The sequence below is a fragment of the Nocardioides sp. genome (genome assembly GCF_035503875.1).
In the GTDB taxonomy this organism is placed as follows: Bacteria; Actinomycetota; Actinomycetes; order Propionibacteriales; family Nocardioidaceae; genus Nocardioides.
This window is the reverse complement of sequence record NZ_DATJTA010000008.1, coordinates 114,507-136,115: the sequence shown is the minus strand read 5'-3', so window position 1 is coordinate 136,115 and position 21,609 is coordinate 114,507. Positions and strand designations below refer to the sequence as shown.

The following is a 21,609-nucleotide window of genomic DNA, read 5'->3' as shown; positions in this document are numbered from 1 at the left end:
GGCCGCATGTCCCAGAAGTTCAGCGAGAAGCTCGACCTCGACGCACTCGAAGCCGCGGTGACCGGCACGCCGGCCGGTCCCCAGCCCAGTCAGCACCGCGACGACGGCGACGCGCCGGGGCGCCTGGGCAGCGTGTTCGTCGCGTCGGTGACCGTCTGCACGCTGTTCGTGGCGTGGGGCGTCCTGTTCACCGACAACCTCAACGAGGTGACGACCGACTCCCTGAACTGGCTGACCGCCAGCTTCGGGTGGAGCTACCTCGTCGTGACGATGGCGATCCTCATCTTCCTCGTCTTCCTGGCGTTCAGCCCGTACGGCGAGATCCGCCTCGGAGCGGACGACGACCGTCCCGAGTTCTCGACCGTGTCCTGGTTCGCGATGATCCTCTGCGCGGTCATGGGCATCGGCCTGGTGTCCTACGGCGTCGCCGAGCCGATCTCGCACTTCGCGTCGCCGCCCCACGGGCTGGCCGAACCGGGCACGCCCGACGCCGCCGTACGAGCGCTGCAGTACAGCTACTTCGACTGGGGCCTGCACGCGTGGGCGATCTTCGCCGTCTTCGGACTGGCGATCGCCTACTCGACCCATCGCAAGGGACGGCCCACGCTCGTCAGCCAGCTGTTCCGTCCACTGCTCGGCGACCGGGTCAACGGCCCGATCGGCAAGGCGATCGACGTGCTGGCGGTGTTCGCGACGCTGTTCGGCACGACCACGTCGCTCGGCCTCGGCGCGCTCCAGGTCAACAACGGCCTGGGCTCCCTCTTCGGGATCCCCGTGAACTCCGTCAGCCAGGTGCTCATCATCGCGGCGGTCACCGCCGTGTTCACGCTCTCGGCCGTGACCGGCGTGAGCAAGGGCATCAAGTACCTCAGCCAGGGCAGCGCCGGCCTGGCCGCCGCCCTGTTCGTCTTCATGCTGGTGGTCGGCCCCACGGTGTTCATCGCCAACCTCTACATTGAGTCCCTCGGCACGTGGGCGAGCGACTTCTTCCGCATGAGCCTCCAGGGCACCGCCTTCGGTGACCTGCAGTGGATGCAATGGTGGACCTACTTCATGATGGCCTGGTGGGTCGCCTGGGGCGCCTTCGTCGGCGTCTTCCTGGCCCGCATCTCGAAGGGCCGCACGATCCGCGGCTTCATCATGGGGGTCCTCGCCGTCCCCACCCTCGTCTTCTTCACCTGGTTCACCGTCTTCGGCGGCACCGCGATCCACGTCGACATGTTCCAGGGCGGAACCATCGCCGACCAGACCGCGGCCGACATCAACAACGCCTTCTTCGCGACCCTGGACGCCTTCCCGCTCGCGAACGTGACGTCGTTCGTGGCCATCATCCTGGTCGTCATGTTCTTCGTCTCGGGTGCCGACGCCAACACCTACGTCCTGGCCATGATGACCTCCGGCGGCTCGCTCAACCCGCGCCGCTCGATCCTGGTCCTGTGGGGCGTGCTCACCGGAGTCACCGCGATCGTGCTGATGCTCGCCGGCGGCCTGACCGCCCTCCAGAACACGGTGATCGTCACCTCGGCGCCCTTCCTGCTCATCATCGCCGGGCTGGCGGTGTCGTTCTGGCGCGAGCTGCTCCAGGACCGCCGGGCCGCCGCCCTCACCCCGCCTGCCGTCCCTGCCGCCCACGCTGCGCCCGCCCAGCCCGACGAGGAGGAGCTCGCATGACCGATCCGCAGACCACCGACGAACGACGCCGCCTGGTGACCGAGTCCTGGGCAGCCGCCTGGGACGGCGGCGAGGTCGACGCGCTCGACGCGCTGCTCGCGCCCGACTACCGGCGGCGTACCTCCCAGGACGACGACGGCCTGGACCGCGAGGCGTTCAAAGCCACGATCGTCACCACCCGGGCCTCGTTCCCGGACCTGCGCACCGTCATCGACGACATCGTCGTCGAGGGCGACCAGGTCGCGGTGCGCTGGCACAGCACCGGCACCCACACCCACCCGTTCCTCGGCGTACCTGCCACCCGGAGCGCCGTGCAGGTGTCGGGCGCGACGTTCGCCACCTTCGGCACCGACGGCCTCGTCCACGAGGAGCACGTGACCTGGGACCCCCGCGGCCTGCTGACCGCCCTGGGCATCATCACCGTCGGCCAAGACCAGTGACATCCCATCCCACTCCCGAGGAGGACCCCATGACCGTCTCCGCCGGCGTCGACCGGACCGCTCCCGACGTCGACCTGCTCAAGCAGGTCAACCGCCGCTTCGTCACCGGCGTCACGATCGTGACGACGATGGACGAGGACACGCCGCGCGGCCTCGCGGTCAACGCGTTCGCCAACATCTCGCTCGACCCGCCCACCGTGATGGTGTGCGTCCAGCGCACGTCGTCCACGCACGACTGCCTGTTCCGCGCCACGCACCTGGCCATCAACATCGCGTCGACCGAGCAGATGGACGTCCTGGGCACCTTCGCCTCGAAGGCACCGGACAAGTTCGCCGACGTCGCGTGGAGCCGCGGCCGCTTCGGCAGCCCCGTCCTCGCCGGCAGCAGTGCCCACCTCGAGGTGGAGATCCGCGAGCGTCTCCAGGCCAGCACGCACACGGTGTTCATCTGCCGCGTCGTCGACGCCGACGTCACCGACCTCCCCCCGGTCGTCTACAGCGCCGGTAGGTTCTACGACTCCGAGGGCCTCACTCCCCTCGGTTGACCGACGAGCGAGAAGCGCAGGGACCACATGGAGAGCATCGCCACCGGCAGCCGGCAGGCACGCGTCATCGCGGAGATGCGGCGACGGATCATCACCGGCGAGGCCGCGTCCGGTGCGTTGCTCTCCGAGATCGCCCTGGCCGAGGAGTTCGGCGTCAGCCGTACGCCCGTGCGCGAGGCTCTCAAGCAGCTCCAGACCGAGGGCCTGGTCGAGATCAGGCCGCGGGTCGGCACCTTCGTCGCGGCGCCGTCCCGCCGGGACATCACCGAGCTGTTCGAGATGAAGGAGCTGCTGGAGGGCGCGGCCGCTCGTCTTCTCGCGCAACGCGGCCGGGTGCCCGAGGTCGAGCTGCTGGAGGAGAACGTCCGGCAGGCCGACCTGGCCGTCCACGCCGACGACCGCGCCCGCTACGCCGAGCTCGTCGAGGAGTTCCACGGCCTGCTGATCACGGGTGCCGACAACTCCAAGCTCGAGGCGCACTACCGCACGCTGATGAACCAGCTCGCCTACTCCCGTCTCGTCGTCACGTCCCTCGGGCAGCCCGGGCGCGCGCTCCAGTCCGAGCGCGAGCACCACGTCGTCCTCGACCTCATCGTCGCCAAGGACGGCGACAGCGCCGAGCGCGTGATGCGCGAGCACGTACGCGCCAGCCGGCGCGCCCTGCTCGCCGGGCTCGACGTCCCGGCCCAGCCGTAGCCCCGACCTCCCCCACCGCGCACCGGCCACGCCCGGGCGCGGCCGCACCCATGCCCGAAGGACTCCCATGACCGTCACTGCTCCCCCTCCCCTGGCCGACCTCGATCTCGTCGGCGGCGCGACCCACACGTTCGAGGTCGAGGACCCGGCCACCACCGAGGTCCTCGCCCACGTCGGCGACGGCGGGGTCGACGAGGCTCGAGCAGCCGTCGCCGCGGCGTACGGCGCCGGCCCGGACTGGCGCGCCGCTGCCCCGCGGGTGCGCTCCGAGGTGCTGCGCCGGGCCTACGAGCTCGTGCTGCGCGACGCGGACCGACTCGCGCTGCTCCTGATGGCCGAGAACGGCAAGCCCGAGGCCGACGCCCGCGCCGAGGTGGGGTACGCCGCCGAGTTCTTCCGGTGGTACGCCGAGGAGGCGGTCCGTCCGGGTGGCAGCTGGGGCGAGGCGCCCGCGGGCGGGAGCCGCGCGATCGTCACCCAGCAGCCGGTCGGCGTCGCCGCGCTCGTCACGCCGTGGAACTTCCCGGCGGCGATGATCACCCGCAAGGTCGCACCCGCCCTCGCCGCCGGCTGCACGGTCGTGGTCAAGCCGGCGGCCGAGACTCCCCTGACCGCACTGGCGCTCGGGGCGCTCCTGCGCGAGGCGGGCGTCCCCGACGGCGTGGTCAACCTGGTGCCGACCACGGATCCCGGGACGGTGGTCTCGACCTGGCTCGACGACCCGCGGGTGCGCAAGATCTCGTTCACCGGATCGACCCGGGTCGGCCAGGTGCTGCTGCGCCAGGCCGCCGACCGGGTCGTGGTCTCGTCGATGGAGCTCGGCGGCAACGCGCCGTTCGTGGTGACCGAGGACGCCGACATCGAGGCGGCGGTCGCCGGCGCCCTGGTCGCGAAGTTCCGCAACGGCGGCCAGGCCTGCACGGCCGCCAACCGCTTCCTCGTCCACGAGGCCGTGGCGCCGGCGTTCACCGCCGCGCTGGGCGCCGCGGTCACGCGCTTCCGGGTGGGTCCCGCCGGCACGACCGGTGGCGTCGACATCGGCCCCATGATCACCGCCGCCCAGGCCGAGCGCCTCGAACGCACCGTCCAGCGCGCCCTCGACGACGGCGCCCGCCTCGCCCATCGCGCCACGGTCCCCGACGGCCTCCGCGGCCACTTCGTCGCCCCCGTCGTACTCGACCGTGTCGCACCCGACGCCGCCGTCGTCTCCGACGAGATCTTCGGGCCGGTCGCCCCGATCGTCACCTGGACCGACACCGACGACGTCGTCGCCCTGGCCAACGCCAGCGAGTACGGCCTCGCCGCCTACGTGTACGCCGGCGACCTCCGTCGGGCACTGCGGATCGGCGAGGCGCTCGAAGCGGGCATGGTCGGCGTCAACCGGGGCAGCGTCTCCGATCCCTCGGCACCGTTCGGCGGCGTCAAGCAGAGCGGGCTCGGACGCGAGGGTGCGCGTCAGGGGCTCGAGGAGTTCACCGAGACCAAGCTGTTGAGCCTCGATTGGCCCGAGGCCTGACCTGCCCCAACCTCGCCAGGACGCCCGGATGGCACGCGTTGCTCGGGTCGCGCCTCACAACTGCTTCGGGAACAGGACCAGGAGGACGACCGAGGTGAGGAAGCCGAGCCACCCGAGGACCAGGAACGCCCACTGCGCGCGGGGACTGCGCATCCGGCCCGAGAGCGCACCGAAGAAGAGCACGGTCGCGAACGCGACGGTCAGGATCGTGTAGTTGTCGCCCCGCTGGTTGTCGCGGAGCGCCTCGTCGTACTTGTCGTCGGCGCGCGCGTCCGCCGCGCGTGCCTCGGTCAGCTCGGGGATGACGTACTCGGGCAGGTCGAAGGGCGTCGCCGCGGCGTCCGGGTTCGTCAGCGGCCTCGACGCCAACCAGTCGGGGAAGGCCGAGGCTAGCGGCTCCGGGAAGCGAGCGGAGAGGAACTCGGTGAGCTCCTGGTCGCCGTCCTGGTAGGCCTGCAGCCACTGCGTGAACAGGGAGGTTTGGACGGTCAGCTTGCGGTTCGCGACACCTTCGAGACGCGTCGCCTCGATCCTGGCGGTCGAGGCCTGCGAGAACGAGATCGACATGGCTCCGCCCCACTTGCTCGCCTGGAACCCCGTCCACGCCGTCACGATCGCCGTGACCGCCAGCAGCACCACCGCCACGAGCTCACGCCAGTCCACCGCCGTGCTCTCGTCCACGTCCTCCCGGGCGTTCACGACTCCCCCTCTGACCGCATCTGTCGAGGCTCGCCTCCAGCGCCCGGCGAAGCGTTCACCCGTAGCGGGTGACGCCGCCTCTCACCCGGCCACGCAGGCAGTCGGCGTCCGAGGCGGCCGCCCGCTCGGATGCTCGTCCCGGGAAGTCGGGACGCCCGTCTCTGGAACCCAGGTCGTCGGGCCGATGAGGGTCGGCGCATGCGAGTCTCCCGATCCCCCCGCCTCCTCGTCTCGGCCGTGCTCGCGCTCGTGGCCGGCGTCCTCGGCCCGCCCGTCGTGGCCGCGACGGGCGCCGCGGCGGCTCCGTCGAACGCGGGCACGATCGTCTACCTCAAGGGCCACGACGTCTACGTCGCGCGCCCCGACGGCACCGGCGAACGCCGCCTGACCCGCAACGGGACCGCGGCCAGCCCGTGGCGCTCGCCGAGCGGTGCCGACGACGGCACGGTGGTCGCCGCCCGCGGCACGGTGGTGGTCCGGATGGACCAGTGGGGCACGATCCTGAACAGCTTCGATCCGCCGGATCTGTGGGACTCGGCCGGCCAGACCATCGGCGGCCAGGTCGTGCACGCCGTCGTGTCTCCGGACGCCTCGAAGATCGCCTACACGTACCAGCACTACTCATGCCCTCGGGGGGTGTGCCGAACGAGATGGACGACGGCCGTCAGCGCCTCCACCAGGCTCACGCCGCCCCAGCAGTACGGCTTCGCCTTCTACCCGGACCCGTCCTGGGTCACCGGGTCGCGATTGATCCTCGGCGGCGACACCGACGACCTCAACGTCTTCGATCTGGCGACCAGCACGAGGATGTGGTTCTACGACGCCCAGCCCAACGTGACCGACCCGCACGACCTCTTCGAGCCGGCCGTCTCCCGCGACGGCTCGACGCTGGCGACCGTCCGCGGAGTGGGGGCCGAGCAGCACCTCATGGCGTGGACCGTCAGCGGGAACATCCTCAGCGGTCCCATGCCCGGCTGGCCGACCTGGACGTGCAGGTTCACCGGAGCCGAGAGCTTCTCGAGCCCGACGTTCGCACCCGACAGCACCTCCCTCGCGTGGACCGAGCCCGACGGCGTGTGGGTGATGGAGGACCCGCTCGCCTGCGAGACGGACCCCGCACTCGCCATCCCCGGCGGCCGCGCCCCCCAGTGGACCGGAGCCGCCCTGCAATCGGTCCGGCCGACGTATCCGGACCCGCCGGCCTCCGCCTTCGCGCTGACCTCGGCGCCGACCCTGAAGTCGAAGGGGGCGGTTCGCCCCGGCAAGCGGGTGCGAGCCACGGCGGGCTCGTGGACTCCGGCGCCCACGGCGGTGCGGTTCCAGTGGCTGCGCGACGGCAAGCCCATCAAGAAGGCCACCCAGGCCGCCTACAGGATCAAGAGAGCCGACCGGAGACATCGGTTGAGCGTGCGGGTCACCGTACGCCGCGCCGGCTACGTCGACGCGGTCGCAGTGAGCAAGAAGGTGAAGGTGAAGCGATGAAGACGACACGCAGGTCCCACTACCTCCGCGCAGCGGTGGCGGCACCCCTCGTGGTGGCCGCCCTGGCCGGTTGCGGCGGTGATGCCGGGGAGACCGAGGACGGCTCGGGTGGCACCGTGGCGGAGGACGCCGCTGCCGGAGACGGGGCACCCGGTGTGCCCGACGCCTGCCGCGATGCCTTCCCGCAGGCGCTCGGACCGGCCGACCTCAGCGAGCTGGCACTCCTCCCGGAGGGGTTCCCCTCGCCTCCGGTCGACGCCACCCTGTGCATCACCGCCGAGACGATCGGCGGCGCTCAGGAGACCGCGTCCTACGCCAGCCAGGCCACCGAGGACGAGATCCTCGCGGGCTACGAGTCGGCGCTGGCGGCGTACGGCGCGGCACGCGAGCAGGACGGCATCGGCCGGCCCATCGTCACCGCCACGAGCGGCGACGTCGTCATCCAGGTGACGCCACAGGACGGGGGCTTCGCCCTGGCGTTCGCGCGCTGAGCGTGCGCAGCGGATCACGCGACGATCCCGGGCAGACCGGGATCGTCGTACCGATCACGCGAGCGCCTTGGCCTTCAGGCCTTCGTACTCGCGCTGGTCGATGACACCGCCGTCGTAGAGCTCCTTGGCTCGCGCGATCTCCTCCGCGGGCGACCGGGACCCGGCAGCCACCGTGCGGATGTAGCTGTCGGTCTCGGCCTGAGCCGTACGGGCCGCGTTCATGCTGCGCTCGGCCATCCCGCGTCCGCGGGCGATCAGGTAGATCAGCGACGTCAGCAGCGGCAGCACGATCAGGAAGAACACCCACACCGCCTTGACGATCCCGCTGGTCTCCCGGTCACGGAACAGGTCGCCGATGATCTGGAAGAGCACGACCAGATAGGCCATCAGGAGGAAGAAGGAGAGGCTGAACCAGAAGAAGTCCCAGAACGAGTCCATGGCCGGAAACTACGGCCTCGTCAGGCGTGGTGGACCCACCCGAACCGGGTGAACGACGGCCCTCGCCGGGCCGGACGTCCACCCGCTCACGTGGTCAGGCCGCGCCCGGCGCCAGTCGCCGCGGGCCGCGCGTGCCGCCAGGGTCGCCGAGTTCCCAGCACAACATGGGATGGGAGGGGATCACGCCCGACAGCCAGATCGCCACGAGCTCGACGAGCTCCGTCTCGAGGTCATCGCGCGACCACTCACGCGGTCGGGCGGGCACGTCCGGATCCCATCCCTCCTCACCCCACTCCACGCCGAAGAGACGCCGTTCGTCGTCGAAGCGGCGGTCGAGCACGAACCCGTCGGATCCGTCGAAGCGCGCCCAGACGTCGAACGGCCCCTCCCCGTCCTGGTCGACGAACACGTCGATGACGATGCCGTCGGTCGCCACGTCCGCGAAGCGGCGAAGTCGTTCCGCGACCTCCGCGGAGGCGGCATCGAGGATCCGTGTGAGGTCCGAGCGGTACCGGGCGGCGTTCACGCGGCCAGCCTAGGCAGAGCGCGCCTCCGGGCCGGCCACCGGGAGGTTTGAGAAAGCCTGCGCGGTCGCCTATGGTCCGGCCATGGCACCCGACCTGGAGGTACGACGCACGACGGCCGAGCCGTCGCACGTGCCGACCGGTGCTGCCCTCCTCGCCATCGAGCTGAGCGAGATCGCCCGCGGAATCCGCGGGCTCGACGTGCTGCGACGCAGCGTCGACAGAGCCCCGCCCGCCTGACCTGCCTTCGCCTTCACCCCCTCGTGGGCCGGCGGCCTCGTCCCGGACGAGCCCGCCGCTTCGGCCTACCCGGAGACAGGACATCCTCATGCGGGTACACCCCCGGACCGAGACCCTGGCCGCCAGGAGCGGCCCCTTCCCGAGCCACGTGCTCGAACGTGCCGCGGCCGATCTCGAAGCCGCCGCCACCGCACGCGAGAGCCAGCTGAACAACCTCCCGAACGCCACCACACCGGTCGCCGTCGCCCACCGCGACAGCGTCCGACGGATCCTCGACGCGATCCGCCGCGCCCAGGCCCAGCTGGCAGCCGGGACCTACGGGTCCTGCATCCGCTGCGGGAGGCGAGCCGACCCCGCGACCGCCCTGGCGCGGCCCTGGGCGCCCCAGTGCGCCACGTGCAGCCTCGGCTAGCTCGCTCCTCTCCACCCACCTTCCCGAGGAGGAAAGACATGACGTCCGAACTCGCTAACGAGACGGCCCGGAGCGCACCCGGCGACGACCGGGGCGACCTTGTCGGGCTCGAGCTGTTCCCGCCGACGACGACCCGCGCCGGGTCACGCTTCGACGACACCGTCGCCCACCCCGTCGACACACCCAGGCGCCTCGACGCCATCATCCGCACCGCCGGACGGAGGCTCCGCGCACTGCCCGACCCGAGGGACCTCGACCTCCGTCCCGTCGCCCAGCGAGCGCGTCTCCGACAGATCATGCGCGAGGCAGCGCAGGCACGATCACGACTGGCCGCCGGCACGTACGGCGCCTGCCTCACGTGCTCTGGACCGATCTCGCTCGCCCGCCTCACCGAACGGCCCAGTGCCCGCCGGTGCGTCTACTGCGAGCTCGACATCTGACCGCCACGCATCGATCTCGCGGCGACCGTCCGACCCGGACGACGTCCACGCCGCCCTGCATCCATCCACCGACACCGAGGAGCCATCATGTCGAACGCCACCCACATCATCGCGCTGATCGCAGCCGCCGTCGTCATCACCACGATCCTGACCCTGGGGACACTGGCCGCGGCCGACCTGCTCCCGACCCGATCTCGCAAGAAGCCCGTCACCCGGACGCAGGGCCGTCGGGCAGGAGCATCGAGCTCCGACGTCGAACCGGCCGACGCCACGCGTCCCAGGTGATGCCGAACCAGATGCTCGCGGTTCGCCGATGCGCGCTGTCGGTTCACCGGTCAGGGACCTCGGTCAACGAGCCTTCCTCCTCCTTCCGGTCGCCACTGCAACGCGGCGTCCCCCTCAGATGAAGGAGTCCTGATCGGGCCGCGACCTCGGCGTCACCAGATGGGCCTAGTGTCGTGGTCGCGCAGCGAGGACCTTCGCTCGTCGGGCGCGTTCGACCTGGAACACATCGAGATCAACGGAGGGGCCAGTGGCAGCCAAGGCGACGACCGGCGACGAGTACGTCGACCAGTTCGAGGATCCCGCGGCGCGGGAGCGGCTGGCAGCTCTGAGGGAGCTCGTCACGTCGACCGCGCCTGAGCTGCTCGAGCAGATCAAGTGGAGCTCGCTGGCCTACGTGCACCCTGACGGCGTGATCATGCTGATGGTGTCCGGCCACAAGGCGCACGCCAATGTCGCGTTCACCCCCAGCACGCGGGAGCACTTCGATGGCGAGCTCGGTGACTTCCACACCGGAAAGGGCTCGGTGAAACTCCCCTACGACGCTGCTGTCCCTACGGCGACGCTCGCGCGCATGATCGAGCACCGGGTCCGCGAGTACGAGCGTGACGGCGTGAAGTGGATGTGAGCCAGGGTCGGTCGTCGGGCACGGGACAGACCGGCTGATCTCGCGTCCGCCAGCAGCGACGGTCTCCGGCACAGGCTGGTGCCACCTTCAGCGCCGAACGAGATGTCAGTCCGTGATGCCTGCCTGGTCTCATGACGGCCCAGGTACGGCGAGTCAGCACGACCTGCGGATCTCGACCTGCCGGCACCGATCCCGGCCGGCGCCGCCGTCGGCGCGGTCACGGCTGCTCTTGCCCCCGATCAGGATGTCGTCGCCACCGCGACCGATCAGGACGTCGCGACCTCCGCCGCCGCCGAGCACGTCGTCGCGCTCGCTGCCGCGCACGATGTCGGCGTAGTTGCTGCCGATCACGCGCTCCAGGGACCGCAACTGCCCCCGGCCGCTGCGGCTCCTGCCGGTGCCGGCCGCCAGGTCGACGACCGACTGTGACGTCGTCAGGCGGAGCCTGTCGATACCGGAGCCGCCGTTGACCGAGCCCCGTCCGCAGACCTTCGGGCACGAGGGGTCGCCCTCGGCGACGACGCCGGGCAGGACCATGAGATCGGCCCCCGGCCCGCCGTACATGCGCACCCAGGTGCGCTTCGGCCGGTAGTTCTCCTCGTAGTCGGAGTTGCCCCGGACGGTGTCGTTCTCGCCGCCGCCTCGGGCGAAGCCCTTGATGCTGATGTTGAGGACGTCGTCGCCTGCCTCGCCCCAGATCCGGGAGAAGTCCAGATCGGCCTCGTCGTCACCCGCGCCAAGGCGCACCGATCCCCGGATACCTTCGACGACGTCGTCGCCGGCTCCGGTTCTCACGTCGTCCAGCAGGATCGTCGCGTCGTCAGGGTCGTTGCCGGTGTCGTAGTAGTCGTCGCCGGGCGACCCGATGAACGTGTCCGCGTAGGTGCTGCCGCTGGCGGCCGTGGTGCTCACCAGCTCATCGCGCCCCACGCCGCTGCCGGTCGCGGTGCCGGTGTCGAGGCGAATGGTGACCGCAGCGGTGGCATCGCCGAAGTCGACGATCGTCGCGTCGACACCGACGTAGCCGGGGATGCCCGGGATGCCGACGATCCGATCGTCTCCTGCACCGCCTGAGAGGTAGGTGGAGTCGCCGGACAGGTTCGGGTTCAGCGGACCCCGGGAGTCGGCCAAGGTGTCCTCCCCCGCACCCCCGTGCGCCTCGGCACTGGTGCCGGCCCGCGTGCAGACCAGGTCATCGCCGCCCCGCGCGTCGACGCGGACCTGATAGAAGCCCGCGGTGCTGATGACGTCCGGCCCCTCGGTACCTCTGATCTCCTGGTCGTGCTCGGTGGCGACGATCGTGGCGACCTGCCCCTCGCACGTCTCGACGGCCGCCGCCGCAGGGACCGCCGTCACGACGAGTCCCGCGGCGACGACGACGCCGGCCACCGCGAGAGCCGTCGGTCCACCGGATCGGGCGCTGCGAGGGATGGATCTGGTCACTGGGAATGTCCTCATGACAGGTCCGATGCGCCGGAGCGCCACGTGGTTCGCGGCTTCTTTTGCAGGGCAAGCACCGCTCACCTGCTGGCGGCCCCGACGGGCTCTCCTCGCGGGAGGGCTGGGCCGTGACCCGGGCCGCAACCCTGATCATAAATTGGGATGTAGTGCACAGGCGGCACCGCATACCGGGCGGTAGGTTCGCGCCATGGCCACGATCACCTCGCTCGACGAACTGCGCACGCTCGTCGGCGACCCGCACCCGCAGGTCGCGACCAAGGAGCGCAACCGGCTCGACGAGGTCGACCGCGAGTGGCTCGCCGCCTCGCCGCTGTGCTTCATCGCGACCTCGAACCTGGAGGGAGACTCCGACGTCTCACCCCGAGGTGACCCTCCCGGGTTCGTGCGAGTGCTCGACGACCGGACCATCGTCGTACCGGACCGACCAGGCAACCGGCGTGTCGACAGCTTCCGGAACATCCTGGAGAACCCGCGGGTCGCGCTGATCCACGTGATCCCCGGCCGCGGCGACACCCTGCGGGTCGCCGGAGCCGCGCGGCTGGTCACGGAGCCGGCGTACGGCGGCGAGTTCGTGGTCAAGGGACGCTCCCCCAGCGTCTTCGTCGAGGTCGCTGTCGAGCGGGTGTTCTACCACTGCTCGAGGGCGTTCCTGCGCGGTCGACTGTGGAAACCCGACAGCTGGCCGCTCCCGGACGAGCTGCGTTCGCGCGAGGCCATCGCGCAGGCGGTGCACCAGCCGTACCTCCCTCTCTCGACCGACGAAGGGCGCACCGACGAGGACGCTGCGCTCTACTGACGTGTCGTCCGGTTGTCGCGACCGACAGCCATCGCTGCGTGGCGACCTCGGGACGCCCACCTGATGAACGGCCCCGGCGGTCGAGGGCGCCCGCTCGGGATCGAGATGGTCAGACCTGGCGGCCGGCGAAGGCCGCGAGACGCTCGTAGGAGCCGGCATCGGAAGGTGCCTCGACCTCCGGGCCGAACGCCGGCGCGCGGTTGTCGTCGGTGAGGTTCGCGCGCAGGAACGCCAGCGCGCGCTCCGCGATCTCGGGGTCCAGCCGGTCGAGCGGGTAGCCGATCGTCGACGCGACGTCCCAGGTGTGCAGCGCGAGCTCGGCGACCTGGAACTCCGCAGGCACCGGCGCCTCGCCCTCGAGCTGGTGCCAGGCGTGCATGAGGTCGTCGCCCGCGATCCGAAAGGTCGGCCCCCAGCCCTCTGCGACATGCGGGTCCGAGGACCAGTCCGCCTGGCCGCCCTGCAGGTTCGTGAGGAACCGGACGGGCGCCGCGACCAGATGGTCCACCAGCTCGGCCAGCGTCCAGTCACCGCACGGCGTACGCATGCCGGTCCAGTCGACGTGCACGTGGTCGAGTACGTCGCCCGCCTGGTCGACCGCACGAGAGAGGACCCGAACCTCATCGCCCATGCCGCCACCGTAGGCGGGCTCCACGACTGAGTCGAGGTCTGGCGGGCTAGTGCCGGGTGTCGACGTGGCCGGACTACTTCTTGGAGCACTGGCGGCTGACTCTCGCGAGGCAGTGCACGACGTCTGGGCGAACTTCGCGGTCGGGATGAACGACGAGTTCGGAGGGCTCTTCGGCCGCCAGTCGATGGGCAGTGGGTACTACGGCGGCGCGTTCCTCTGCCCGGACGAGAAGCACCACCACGGCATCGGCACGCCCCGACAGGCGTCGCCCCCGGGTCATCCCGATCCAGGCCCTCTTCGTGCCCGTTCAGCTCCGTCGGCGTACCGCCGTGAGGGTCAGTGCCGAACCGACGAGGACGAGACCGAGGCCGAGCCACAGCAGCCAGGGCGGGATCTCGGCTCCGGTCGCGGGCAGCGGGATGCCTCCGTCGTCGTCGCACGACGTGCTCACCGAGACGGGCAGCTCGACCTGCACCTCGCCACCGCGGCCGTCCGCGACCCGGTAGCGCACGGTGAAGTCGTCGTCGGTCTCGGCGGTGATCCGCAGCCTGCCGTCGTCGGTGCGCTCGACGACGACATCGTCGGGCACCTCGATCGACCCGGGGACGATCTGCAACCGGTCGCCGTTGGCGTCGTCGACGGACGCGAACGGGTCGACGGTGATGCTGTCGCCACACCCGGTCGTGAGGTCCGAGTCGCCGCCGTCGAACTCCGGGTCGTCGTTCCGGAATACCGCGAAGTCCGCGTCCAGCCGCGGCGAGGCGGTGAGCGTCAGCCGCGTGATCGTGGGGTCGCCGCCGTCGAGGTCGGAGGACGGTGCGTCGGGCGCCGTGATGCTCGTCCCGTCCAGGGTCACGACGTACGACCCGGGCGCCAGGCCGCCGACCAGGTACGACGGCTCGCCCGCCGCCGGCGCGCCACCGCGAGCAGCGGCGCGGCGCTCGGTCCGCGGCGGGCTGCCGGTGCGCTGGGTGATGACGACGTCGTCCCCGCCGCCCTCGACGCCGTCCGGCCCGAGGTAGCGGACGCTCACCCGAGCGCCGGAGATCGCGGGCTCGTCGGCCTGGCGGGTGCCGTCGTCGTTCATGTCGCGCCAGACCAGGTCGCCGATCGCGGCGTCGCCGACGTAGCCGAAGTCCTGGTCGAGGTCGCTGGCACCGCCCGCCAGGGTCAGCTCGGACGTCGAGTCCGCGCCGCCGTCGGGGTCGGCGGTCGCACGCAAGCCCCGGGGCAGGTCGGCCCGGGTGATCGTGTCGCGGTAGGCACCCGCCGGCAGACCCGGGAACAGGTAGCCGCCCTCGGCGTCGGTCCTCGTCGTCAGCCGGCGGTCGTCGGCGTTGCCGAACGTCCCGTCGAAGCCTGCCCAGTCCAGCGTCACCCCGACGTCGGGCAGTCCGGGCTCGGTGGGGTCCTGGACGGCGTCACCGTCGAGGTCCCACCACACGTAGTCGCCGATCGTCCCGGTGCCGGCGTACCCGAAGTCGACGTCCCGAGCGTTCTCGGCCTGGGTGAGGTCGCGCCGGGCGGTGTTGTCGTCGCCTCCGTCGAGGTCGTAGACCGGCCGGACCCCAGACGGCAGGGACGCCGCGACGACGTCGACGCGGTACCGCCCCGGAGCCAGACCGTCGACGAGGTACTCCCCCTGGGCGTCGGTCACCACGGTGCCGAGGTCCAGGTCGTCGGCGGTCCCGAAGCTGCCGTCGAAGCCCGCCCAGAAGATGCTCACCTCGACGTTCGGGATGCGCGGCTCACCGGCGTCGACCTGGCCGTTCTCGTCGACGTCGAGCCAGACGGTGTCGCCCAGGGAGCCCTCGCCCGCGAGACCGAAGTCGTAGTCCACGTCGTCGTCCCCGCTGGTGACGAGCGCGGTGCCGACCCCGTCCCGGGCACCCTCGCGGTCGTAGCTGACCCGCATCGTCGTGTACGGCGCACCCTCCAGCGTCGCGCGGACGTTGCCGGTCGGTACGCCGTCGACCGTCCACCGCCCGGTGTCGTCGGTCGTCACGGCCGCCGCGATCACGACGTTGTCGGCGGACGTGGCGAAGTCGCCGTCCCGGCCGGCCCACACGACGAGGATCGCCTGGCCCTCGATGCCGGGCTCGCTCGGGTCGGCGTCCGGTCCCGGAGTGTCCGGTCCGTTGCCGTCACCGTCGACGTCGTGCCAGACGAGGTCGCCGATGCTCTGGGCGCCGCGGTAGCCGAAGTCGACGTCGCGGGCGTCCTCGCCGGCCGCGAGCTGGCGCTCCGCGACGTGGGGCGTGCCGATGCCGTCGAGGTCGAAGGTCGGTACGACGTCGCCGGGCAGCGTCGCGTCGTCGACGGTGACCCGGACCCGGCCGGCCGGGAGTCCGTCGACGAGGTAGCCGCCGGCGGCATCCGTCGTCCGGGTCACGGTGACCTCGTTGCCGTCGCCGAAGGTGTCGTCGCCGAACCCCGACCAGGTGACCTCGACCTCGACCTGGGAGATGCCCTTCTCGCTCGCGTCCCGGACACCGTCGCCGTCGGTGTCGAACCACACGTCGTCGCCGACGCTGCCGGTGCCGGTGTAGCCGAAGTCGACATCGGTGGCGTCCTCCCCCGCCGTCAGCGTCCGCTGCGCGACGCCGTCGGCCGGCGGGGTGAGGTCGTACGTCGGCTCCAGACCACTGGGCAGGCCCGCGGTCACCGTCGCCCGGAACGGCCCGGCCGGGAGGTCGGTGAAGGTGTAGGTGCCGTCGGCAGCGGTGACCTCGGTGCCGTAGTCGACGTTGTCGGCGATGGTCGCGAGGTCACCGTCGAAGCCGGCCCACACCAGCGCGACCGTGACACCGGCGATGCCGATCTCGCCGGCGTCCTGGTTGCCGTCGCCGTCCAGGTCGAACCAGACCCGGTCGCCGAGCGAGCCGGTGCCGGCGTACCCGAAGTCCTGGTCGAGGTTCGACGCGTTCTCCGCCAGCGACACGCGGGAGGTGTCGTCGTTGCCCCCGTCGGGGTCGCCGGTGTTCGTCAGGCCCGGCGGCAGGGTCGAGGTGTCGACGTCGACGCGGTACTCGCCCGCGGGGAGCAGCGTCGGTGGGGGTGCGGTCGCGTCGTCGGTCAACCAGATCCCGTTCGCGTCGGTCGTCCGGTCGTAGGCGACGTCGTCGCCACCGCCCGGGACGCCGTCGGGGCCGAACCAGGTGGCGGTGACGTCGACCCCGGGGATCCCCGGCTCGCCCGGGTCCTGCACCCCGTCGGCGTCGAGGTCGAGCCACACCGTGTCACCGAGCTCGCCGCCGTCGAGGTCGACGTGGGCGAGGACCGTCGGGATCGTGTCGGGGTAGGTGCGGACGTAGTCGGGGTCGTCGCGGTCGGGGCCGGGGATCGTGAAGTACTCCTGCACCGACGCCTCGTTGACGATCTCCGGTCCCGTCACGAGCTCGGCGACCGGGAAGTCGTCGGGGACGGCGAGGGTGTAGGTGATGAGGACCGCGCCACCGGGCAGGATCGACGGCACCGTGAAGCCGAGGCAGTTGTCGCCGTCCCCGACGACCGCGTCGGTGACGTCGTACGACGGGCCGTCGCTGACATCGTCGACCTCGAGGCGGGCGTCGTCCGTGCACGTGGACGGGGCGGACCGGGTGTCCACGAGGTCCTGGACCGCGACGTCGTAGGCGACCCAGTCGCCGGTGTTGCGCACGGTGAGCTGGTAGGTGACGGTGTCGCCGATGGCGCCGCGCTTGGGGTCGCCGGACGTCGTGGTCGCCAGGCCCGGGTCGGTGTCGGTCGCCACGCGCTTCTCGATCGTCACGACGGGCTCGGCGATGTCGATGGCAGCCGTGTCGGTCAGGCTGCCGGTGTCGTAGGTGAGGGTCGCGGTGTTGGTCAGCGTGTCGCCCGCACCCGTCGCAGGCAGGTCCAGGATCCGCACGGTGTAGGTGATCGTGTAGGTCCGGGTGGTGGTGGTCGACGGGAGTGCCCCGAGCTCCCACGTGGGGTCGCCGGCCGTGCCGGGCGGCGGCGCGGTGAAGGCGCTCTGCTCCCCGACGCTGCAACCCGTGCAGTCCCAGTTGACGGTCTCGACGTAGGACGTCGTGCCGTTGGAGAGGTCGTCGGTGACGGTGACGTCGCTGCCGAAGTCGAGGCCGGAGGGGAACACCGCCTGCACGGTGTACTGCGCCTCGCCGCCGACGGGGTGCAGGCGCGTCGCGCGGTCCTTGGTGAGCAGCGGGCCGGCGACGCGCAGGGTGACGGCGTCCTCGTCGGCGTACCCGGGGCACTGGGGTGGGCCGGTGGTCGCACACGGCGAGGTGCTGGTGCGCTCGTCGGGGTCGGCACCGTCGAGGGAGGTGGTCGTCACGGACGCGTCGTTGGTGAAGGTCGAGTTGGCGACCAGGTTCTCCTGGAGCCGCACGGTGTAGCGCAGCGTCACCGACGCGCCGGGAGCGAGCTCGTCGATCGTCCAGCTGATCCGGTCGGTCACGCTCGTGTCACCCCCGTCGGGGTTGGCGACGACCGAGGCGACCGGCACGCCCGAGAAGTCGTCGACGACCACGACGTCGTGCGCGGTCGTGACGGCATCGGCCGAGGCGTTGGTGACGACCAGCGAGTAGGCGATGTCGTCGCCCGGCAGGACGGTCGCGGTGGCGTCGGCCGACTTGCTGATCGTGATGTTCGGCTCGACCACCTGGGTCGAGATCGTCGCCGTCGCGCGACGGTCGTCGGTGCCGCCGTTGATGTGGTAGACGAGATCGGCTCGGTTGGTCACGTTGTTGGGGCGCCGGTTCAGGCTGTCGCCGCCAGCGGGGACGTCACGTACGACCGCGTCGAACCGGAGCACGAAGCAGGCGGTCTCTCCCACCGCCGGGGTGATCGGACCGTCCAGCCGGGCGCGCACCTGGTTGGTCGTCGGGTAGTCGATCGTCGCGTTCTGGCCGGTCGTCTCGTCGCACCCTCCCCCGGCGTCCACCAGGCCCGAGGAGGCGGTGGCCGACAGCGGGACCAGCAGCTGACCGCGGTCGGCGAGGTCGTCGGTCAGCTCGTAACTCTCCGCGGAGGTGCCACCGGACTGGCGGCTCTCGATCTCGTAGTGGATGACCTCGCCGATGGTCGCCTGGTTCGCGAGCGCGTTCCCGGGCTCCTCGATGGCGGTGGTGCGTCGCTTCGCGAGCGTGATGCCCGGGCTGTAGACGTTCGCGGTGTCGTCGGCCCGGTCGGTGTTCGCGTCGGGCTCGCGGGTCGGGTCGATGTTGTCGCGCGGGACGTAGGTGAAGGTCGTGCCCGAGTTGGTCTCCGAGCGGTACTCCACCACGCCGGCGTGGTTGGTCCACTGGGAGCCCACCGGGATCGTCCCCGGCGGCTCCCACGTGTAGCTGAGCAGGACGGTCTCCCCCGCCGGGATGTCGACGCCGGTCCAGGTGATTCGATCGTCGCCGGCGGAGCAGGCGCCGGCCGGGTCGATGGCGGTGATGTCGGCGCACACCGCGTCGTCCACGTCCGGTCCGACCCCGCGGGGCAGCAGGTCCCAGATGACGGCGTCGACCGCGTCGCGAGTGCCGTCGTTGGTGACCGCGATCCGGTAGGTGATCGTGTCCCCGGCGACGACGTCGCGCAGCGGGTCGATCGCGGGGTCGAAGGTGTCGGCGTTGTGGCCGCTGATCGCCTTGGTCAGGCCGAGGTGCGCCTCGGCGAACGTCACGCTCGCATCGTCCGGGACGACGAACACCTCGCCGTTGCTGTTGCGGAACGAGAAGCGGGCGGTGTTCGTGAACCTGTCGCCGCTCGCACCGAGATCGGGCGTCACGCCGCCGTCGAGGACGGTCGAGACGACGGCCTGGACGGTCTGCGCCGGCTCGACGGTCGAGTTCGGCGTCAACGTCCAGTCCAGGCGCACGCCGGTGGCCGGCGACCCGGACGGCGTGGCGCCGAGGACGATGTCGGGGTCGATCTCGCTGTCGGGTCCCGGGATCGAGGGCGCCTCGTAGCGGAAGCCGGGCGGCAGGAAGTCCACCAGGTTGTCGTCGCTGGAGTCGAGGTAGTCGGGCGCGCGTGCGGTGAGCCGCCAGCAGACCCGGTCACCGGGTCCGACCGCGTCGACCACGTCCGGGTTCCAGGTGACGCCGACCCCGTCGCCGCACTCCCCGCCGGGGCCGGGCAGTCCGACGTCCTTGGCGAAGACGACCGAGCTGCCGGACTGCTCGCGGCTCGTGTCGTCGGTGATCGCGTTCTCCTCGCGCCCGTCGGGGTCGTCGGGGCCGAGCTCGTCGTACGTCTCCACATCGGCGGCGAGGGTCGCCGTGTTGGTCCACGAGTCGTTGGCGGAGACCGGTGCGCCGGAGGAGACGTAGTTCTGCAGGGCGACGGTGCTGAACGTGATCTCGTCGACCACGTTCGGCCCGAACGTCTCGGCGAGGTCCCACGTCAACGTGGTCTCGCCGCTGCCCCCGTCGAAGGACGTGCCGGAGTACGCCGGGCTCGGTGGCGGCGCCGTCGTCGAGGCGCACCTCGGGTGCACGCTGCCGATGGGGCAGGTGCCGTCGGGCGTCGTGTCGACGACGGTGACGCCCGAGATGCCTCCGTCGGTGACGTACTCCGAGCTGCGCAGGTGCAGGGTCCAGGTCGAGACCGCGCCCTGCTCGATCGTCGGGGTGTCGACGGTCTTGTACACGGCGAGGTCGACGGCCTGGACCGTCTCCCTCGCGGTCACGACCGTGTCCGTGCCGCCGAAGGAGGTGTTGACCTGGGCCTGGTTGGTCCAGGTCGTCCCGTCGCCGACCTGCGTCGTCAGCGGACCGGTGTTGTTGTCGAGGTTGGACGCCTGGAGACCCGAGCCGGCGGGCGGGGTGGGGCCGGCCCAGTCCATCGTGTTCTCGCGCTGCGGGATGCCGGCGACGTACTGCAGCACGGAGGTCTGCGACGCCGGCAGGCCGGCGCCGATGTTCCAGACGACGTGGGTGTACACGCCCGGAGCGAGACCGGCGGGCAGGCCGCTGTCGACGGTCTCGACGACGTCCGGCGCGATGCATTCGGGCGCGGCCGGCGCGTTGCCGGGGTTGAGCGGCCCCGAGCCGGGATACTCCTCCGCGCTCGAGTTGTCGGCCGTACCGCAGCCGAGGAACTCGATGCCGGCGGGCAGCCAGTCCTCGACCGCCCCGAGGCCGACGCCGCCGGCCTCCCCGGTCTCCAACGTGAGCGTGTAGACGGTCTGGTGGTCGTGTACGCCACGCAGCAGCTCGGCCTCGGGCGAGGGCTCGGACTTGGTGAGGAGGACCGGAACGAGCGTGGTCGCTCCGGCCGCGCTGCCGGTGTCGGTGAAGTCGGCCGCCTCGGCGGTGACGGGATCGCCCCCGGTGCTGGGCTCGATGACCGGCCGCTCGGAGGCGAGATCGTTCACGTACGCGTTCACCGGGACGGAGGCCTGGTCACCGACCTCCCACTGGTCGGTGCCCGAGCCGACGTCGTACTGCAGGGAGTAGTGGAAGCGGTACGTCCCGCCCGGCACGATGTCGACCAGGTTCTCCCACACCACGACCGTCCGCACGGGGTTGCCCGACGCGTCCGTCTCGACGATCGTCCGGGTCGGCGGCTGGTCCGAGGAGGAGACCGAGACACCGAGCGGCAGCGTCACCGTGAAGGCCAGGTTGTACGCCGTCGTGTCGCCCGGGTTGGTGAAGGTGACCTCCACCGGCGTCTCGCGGCCGATGAGGGTGTTGCCCGGGATGCTCTGCGACACCTCGACCTCCGCGACCGCGTTGGCCGCGGGCGTGAGCGCCACCGGCAGCGGCACGATCGCGAGGAACGCCGCCAGGACGGCGAGTCCCGCCCAGGCGGCGATCCGAGATCGACGCGAGGTGTTCCGAGATCGACGGTGGGGCCGGGGGTCGTCGCCCGTCATGAACCGACCCTAGGGTGGCTGGCCGTTCCAGTCACCCCTCTCACAGGTGAGCGGTCCATGAACCCGGGACGCCGGCTCCCCCACCGAACTGACCGGTCGCATCGCCGAGGTCCGTGCGGGCGGTCGCGATCGTCGGGTCCTCGGCGCGCAGGCCGATGTCGGCGCCCGGGAATCCGACCCTGGTCAGACCGGTGCGGTAGGGGTTCTGGCCCGTGATGAACGCCGCGCGCCCCGCCGTACAGCTCTGCTCGCCGTAGTAGTCGGTGGACCGCACACCCTCGGCAGCGACCCGGTCGATGTTCGGCCGGTCCGACACGCGTGCCTCCACTCGTCGCGGGTTGGCGTCCGCGCACGACGTACGCGGC

General features: G+C 71.4%; 20 protein-coding genes. 13 read left to right on the top strand and 7 right to left on the bottom strand.

The genetic code is table 11. The features are described 5' to 3' along the window. Positions 1–6: 6 nt before the first annotated feature. The 5 genes from VMF51_RS02320 (at position 7) to VMF51_RS02300 (ending at position 4,868) form a co-directional block, all read left to right on the top strand. Positions 7–1,671 (top strand): BCCT family transporter, encoded by a 1,665-nt coding sequence (locus tag VMF51_RS02320; RefSeq protein ID WP_325472770.1) that lies wholly within the window; start codon positions 7–9, stop codon positions 1,669–1,671. After that, positions 1,668–2,111 (top strand): ester cyclase, encoded by a 444-nt coding sequence (locus tag VMF51_RS02315; RefSeq protein ID WP_325472769.1) that lies wholly within the window; start codon positions 1,668–1,670, stop codon positions 2,109–2,111. The genes VMF51_RS02320 and VMF51_RS02315 overlap by 4 nt, the downstream gene beginning before the upstream one ends. Before the next feature lie 29 nt (positions 2,112–2,140). Beyond that, positions 2,141–2,656 carry a flavin reductase family protein gene (locus tag VMF51_RS02310; RefSeq protein ID WP_325472768.1) on the top strand — a complete coding sequence of 172 codons (516 nt, stop codon included), beginning with the start codon at positions 2,141–2,143 and terminating at the stop codon, positions 2,654–2,656. 27 nt (positions 2,657–2,683) lie between these two features. Further along, the gene (locus VMF51_RS02305; protein ID WP_325472767.1) at positions 2,684–3,352 is read left to right on the top strand and encodes a GntR family transcriptional regulator; all 669 of its coding nucleotides are present in this window, start codon (positions 2,684–2,686) and stop codon (positions 3,350–3,352) included. Between the two features lie 67 nt (positions 3,353–3,419). After that, on the top strand, positions 3,420–4,868 hold the full coding sequence (locus VMF51_RS02300; protein WP_325472766.1) for an NAD-dependent succinate-semialdehyde dehydrogenase: 1,449 nt from the start codon (positions 3,420–3,422) through the stop codon (positions 4,866–4,868). A 54-nt stretch (positions 4,869–4,922) separates the two neighbouring features. Here the strand turns inward: VMF51_RS02300 and VMF51_RS02295 are convergent, their stop codons facing one another. Next, the gene (locus VMF51_RS02295) at positions 4,923–5,567 is read right to left on the bottom strand and encodes a hypothetical protein (RefSeq protein ID WP_325472765.1); all 645 of its coding nucleotides are present in this window, start codon (positions 5,565–5,567) and stop codon (positions 4,923–4,925) included. A gap of 198 nt (positions 5,568–5,765) precedes the next feature. On the opposite strand from VMF51_RS02295, the gene VMF51_RS02290 reads away from it, so the two are divergent. Together VMF51_RS02290 and VMF51_RS02285 are read left to right on the top strand one after the other, a co-directional pair. Continuing rightward, the gene (locus VMF51_RS02290; protein ID WP_325472764.1) at positions 5,766–7,049 is read left to right on the top strand and encodes a hypothetical protein; all 1,284 of its coding nucleotides are present in this window, start codon (positions 5,766–5,768) and stop codon (positions 7,047–7,049) included. Then, a complete protein-coding gene (locus tag VMF51_RS02285; RefSeq protein WP_325472763.1) occupies positions 7,046–7,540 on the top strand; it encodes a hypothetical protein in 495 nt (164 codons plus the stop codon). Before VMF51_RS02290 ends, VMF51_RS02285 begins: the two co-directional genes overlap by 4 nt. Positions 7,541–7,594: 54 nt before the next feature. Here VMF51_RS02285 and VMF51_RS02280 read toward each other — a convergent pair whose 3' ends face one another. Next, the gene (locus tag VMF51_RS02280) at positions 7,595–7,978 is read right to left on the bottom strand and encodes an SHOCT domain-containing protein (protein WP_325472762.1); all 384 of its coding nucleotides are present in this window, start codon (positions 7,976–7,978) and stop codon (positions 7,595–7,597) included. 94 nt (positions 7,979–8,072) lie between these two features. After that, positions 8,073–8,504 carry a DUF6389 family protein gene (locus VMF51_RS02275; RefSeq protein ID WP_325472761.1) on the bottom strand — a complete coding sequence of 144 codons (432 nt, stop codon included), beginning with the start codon at positions 8,502–8,504 and terminating at the stop codon, positions 8,073–8,075. An 82-nt stretch (positions 8,505–8,586) separates the two neighbouring features. Here VMF51_RS02275 and VMF51_RS02270 point away from each other — a divergent pair, with 82 nt between their 5' ends. The 5 genes from VMF51_RS02270 (at position 8,587) to VMF51_RS02250 (ending at position 10,504) form a co-directional block, all read left to right on the top strand. Next, the gene (locus tag VMF51_RS02270; protein ID WP_325472760.1) at positions 8,587–8,742 is read left to right on the top strand and encodes a hypothetical protein; all 156 of its coding nucleotides are present in this window, start codon (positions 8,587–8,589) and stop codon (positions 8,740–8,742) included. Positions 8,743–8,830: 88 nt separating this feature from the next. Continuing rightward, the gene (locus VMF51_RS02265) at positions 8,831–9,154 is read left to right on the top strand and encodes a hypothetical protein (RefSeq protein ID WP_325472759.1); all 324 of its coding nucleotides are present in this window, start codon (positions 8,831–8,833) and stop codon (positions 9,152–9,154) included. Positions 9,155–9,192: 38 nt separating this feature from the next. Next, positions 9,193–9,594: a TraR/DksA C4-type zinc finger protein gene (locus VMF51_RS02260; RefSeq protein ID WP_325472758.1), complete on the top strand. Its 402-nt coding sequence runs from the start codon at positions 9,193–9,195 to the stop codon at positions 9,592–9,594. A gap of 87 nt (positions 9,595–9,681) precedes the next feature. Continuing rightward, complete coding sequence (locus tag VMF51_RS02255; protein WP_325472757.1) at positions 9,682–9,879, top strand: hypothetical protein; 198 nt, start codon at positions 9,682–9,684, stop codon at positions 9,877–9,879. Positions 9,880–10,126: 247 nt separating this feature from the next. Continuing rightward, positions 10,127–10,504, top strand: coding sequence for a DUF1801 domain-containing protein (locus VMF51_RS02250; RefSeq protein WP_325472756.1), 378 nt, complete (start codon positions 10,127–10,129; stop codon positions 10,502–10,504). A 153-nt stretch (positions 10,505–10,657) separates the two neighbouring features. Here the strand turns inward: VMF51_RS02250 and VMF51_RS02245 are convergent, their stop codons facing one another. Further along, positions 10,658–11,947: a calcium-binding protein gene (locus VMF51_RS02245; RefSeq protein WP_325472755.1), complete on the bottom strand. Its 1,290-nt coding sequence runs from the start codon at positions 11,945–11,947 to the stop codon at positions 10,658–10,660. Positions 11,948–12,152: 205 nt separating this feature from the next. Here VMF51_RS02245 and VMF51_RS02240 point away from each other — a divergent pair, with 205 nt between their 5' ends. Beyond that, positions 12,153–12,761 carry an MSMEG_1061 family FMN-dependent PPOX-type flavoprotein gene (locus tag VMF51_RS02240; protein ID WP_325472754.1) on the top strand — a complete coding sequence of 203 codons (609 nt, stop codon included), beginning with the start codon at positions 12,153–12,155 and terminating at the stop codon, positions 12,759–12,761. Positions 12,762–12,870: 109 nt separating this feature from the next. Here the strand turns inward: VMF51_RS02240 and VMF51_RS02235 are convergent, their stop codons facing one another. From VMF51_RS02235 to VMF51_RS02225, 3 genes are all read right to left on the bottom strand, one after another. Next, positions 12,871–13,392, bottom strand: coding sequence for a TIGR03086 family protein (locus VMF51_RS02235; RefSeq protein WP_325472753.1), 522 nt, complete (start codon positions 13,390–13,392; stop codon positions 12,871–12,873). Between the two features lie 307 nt (positions 13,393–13,699). After that, positions 13,700–21,244, bottom strand: coding sequence for an SdrD B-like domain-containing protein (locus VMF51_RS02230; protein WP_325472752.1), 7,545 nt, complete (start codon positions 21,242–21,244; stop codon positions 13,700–13,702). 40 nt (positions 21,245–21,284) lie between these two features. Next, positions 21,285–21,560 carry a sulfatase-like hydrolase/transferase gene (locus VMF51_RS02225; RefSeq protein WP_325472751.1) on the bottom strand — a complete coding sequence of 92 codons (276 nt, stop codon included), beginning with the start codon at positions 21,558–21,560 and terminating at the stop codon, positions 21,285–21,287. Between the last annotated feature and the right edge of the window lie 49 nt (positions 21,561–21,609).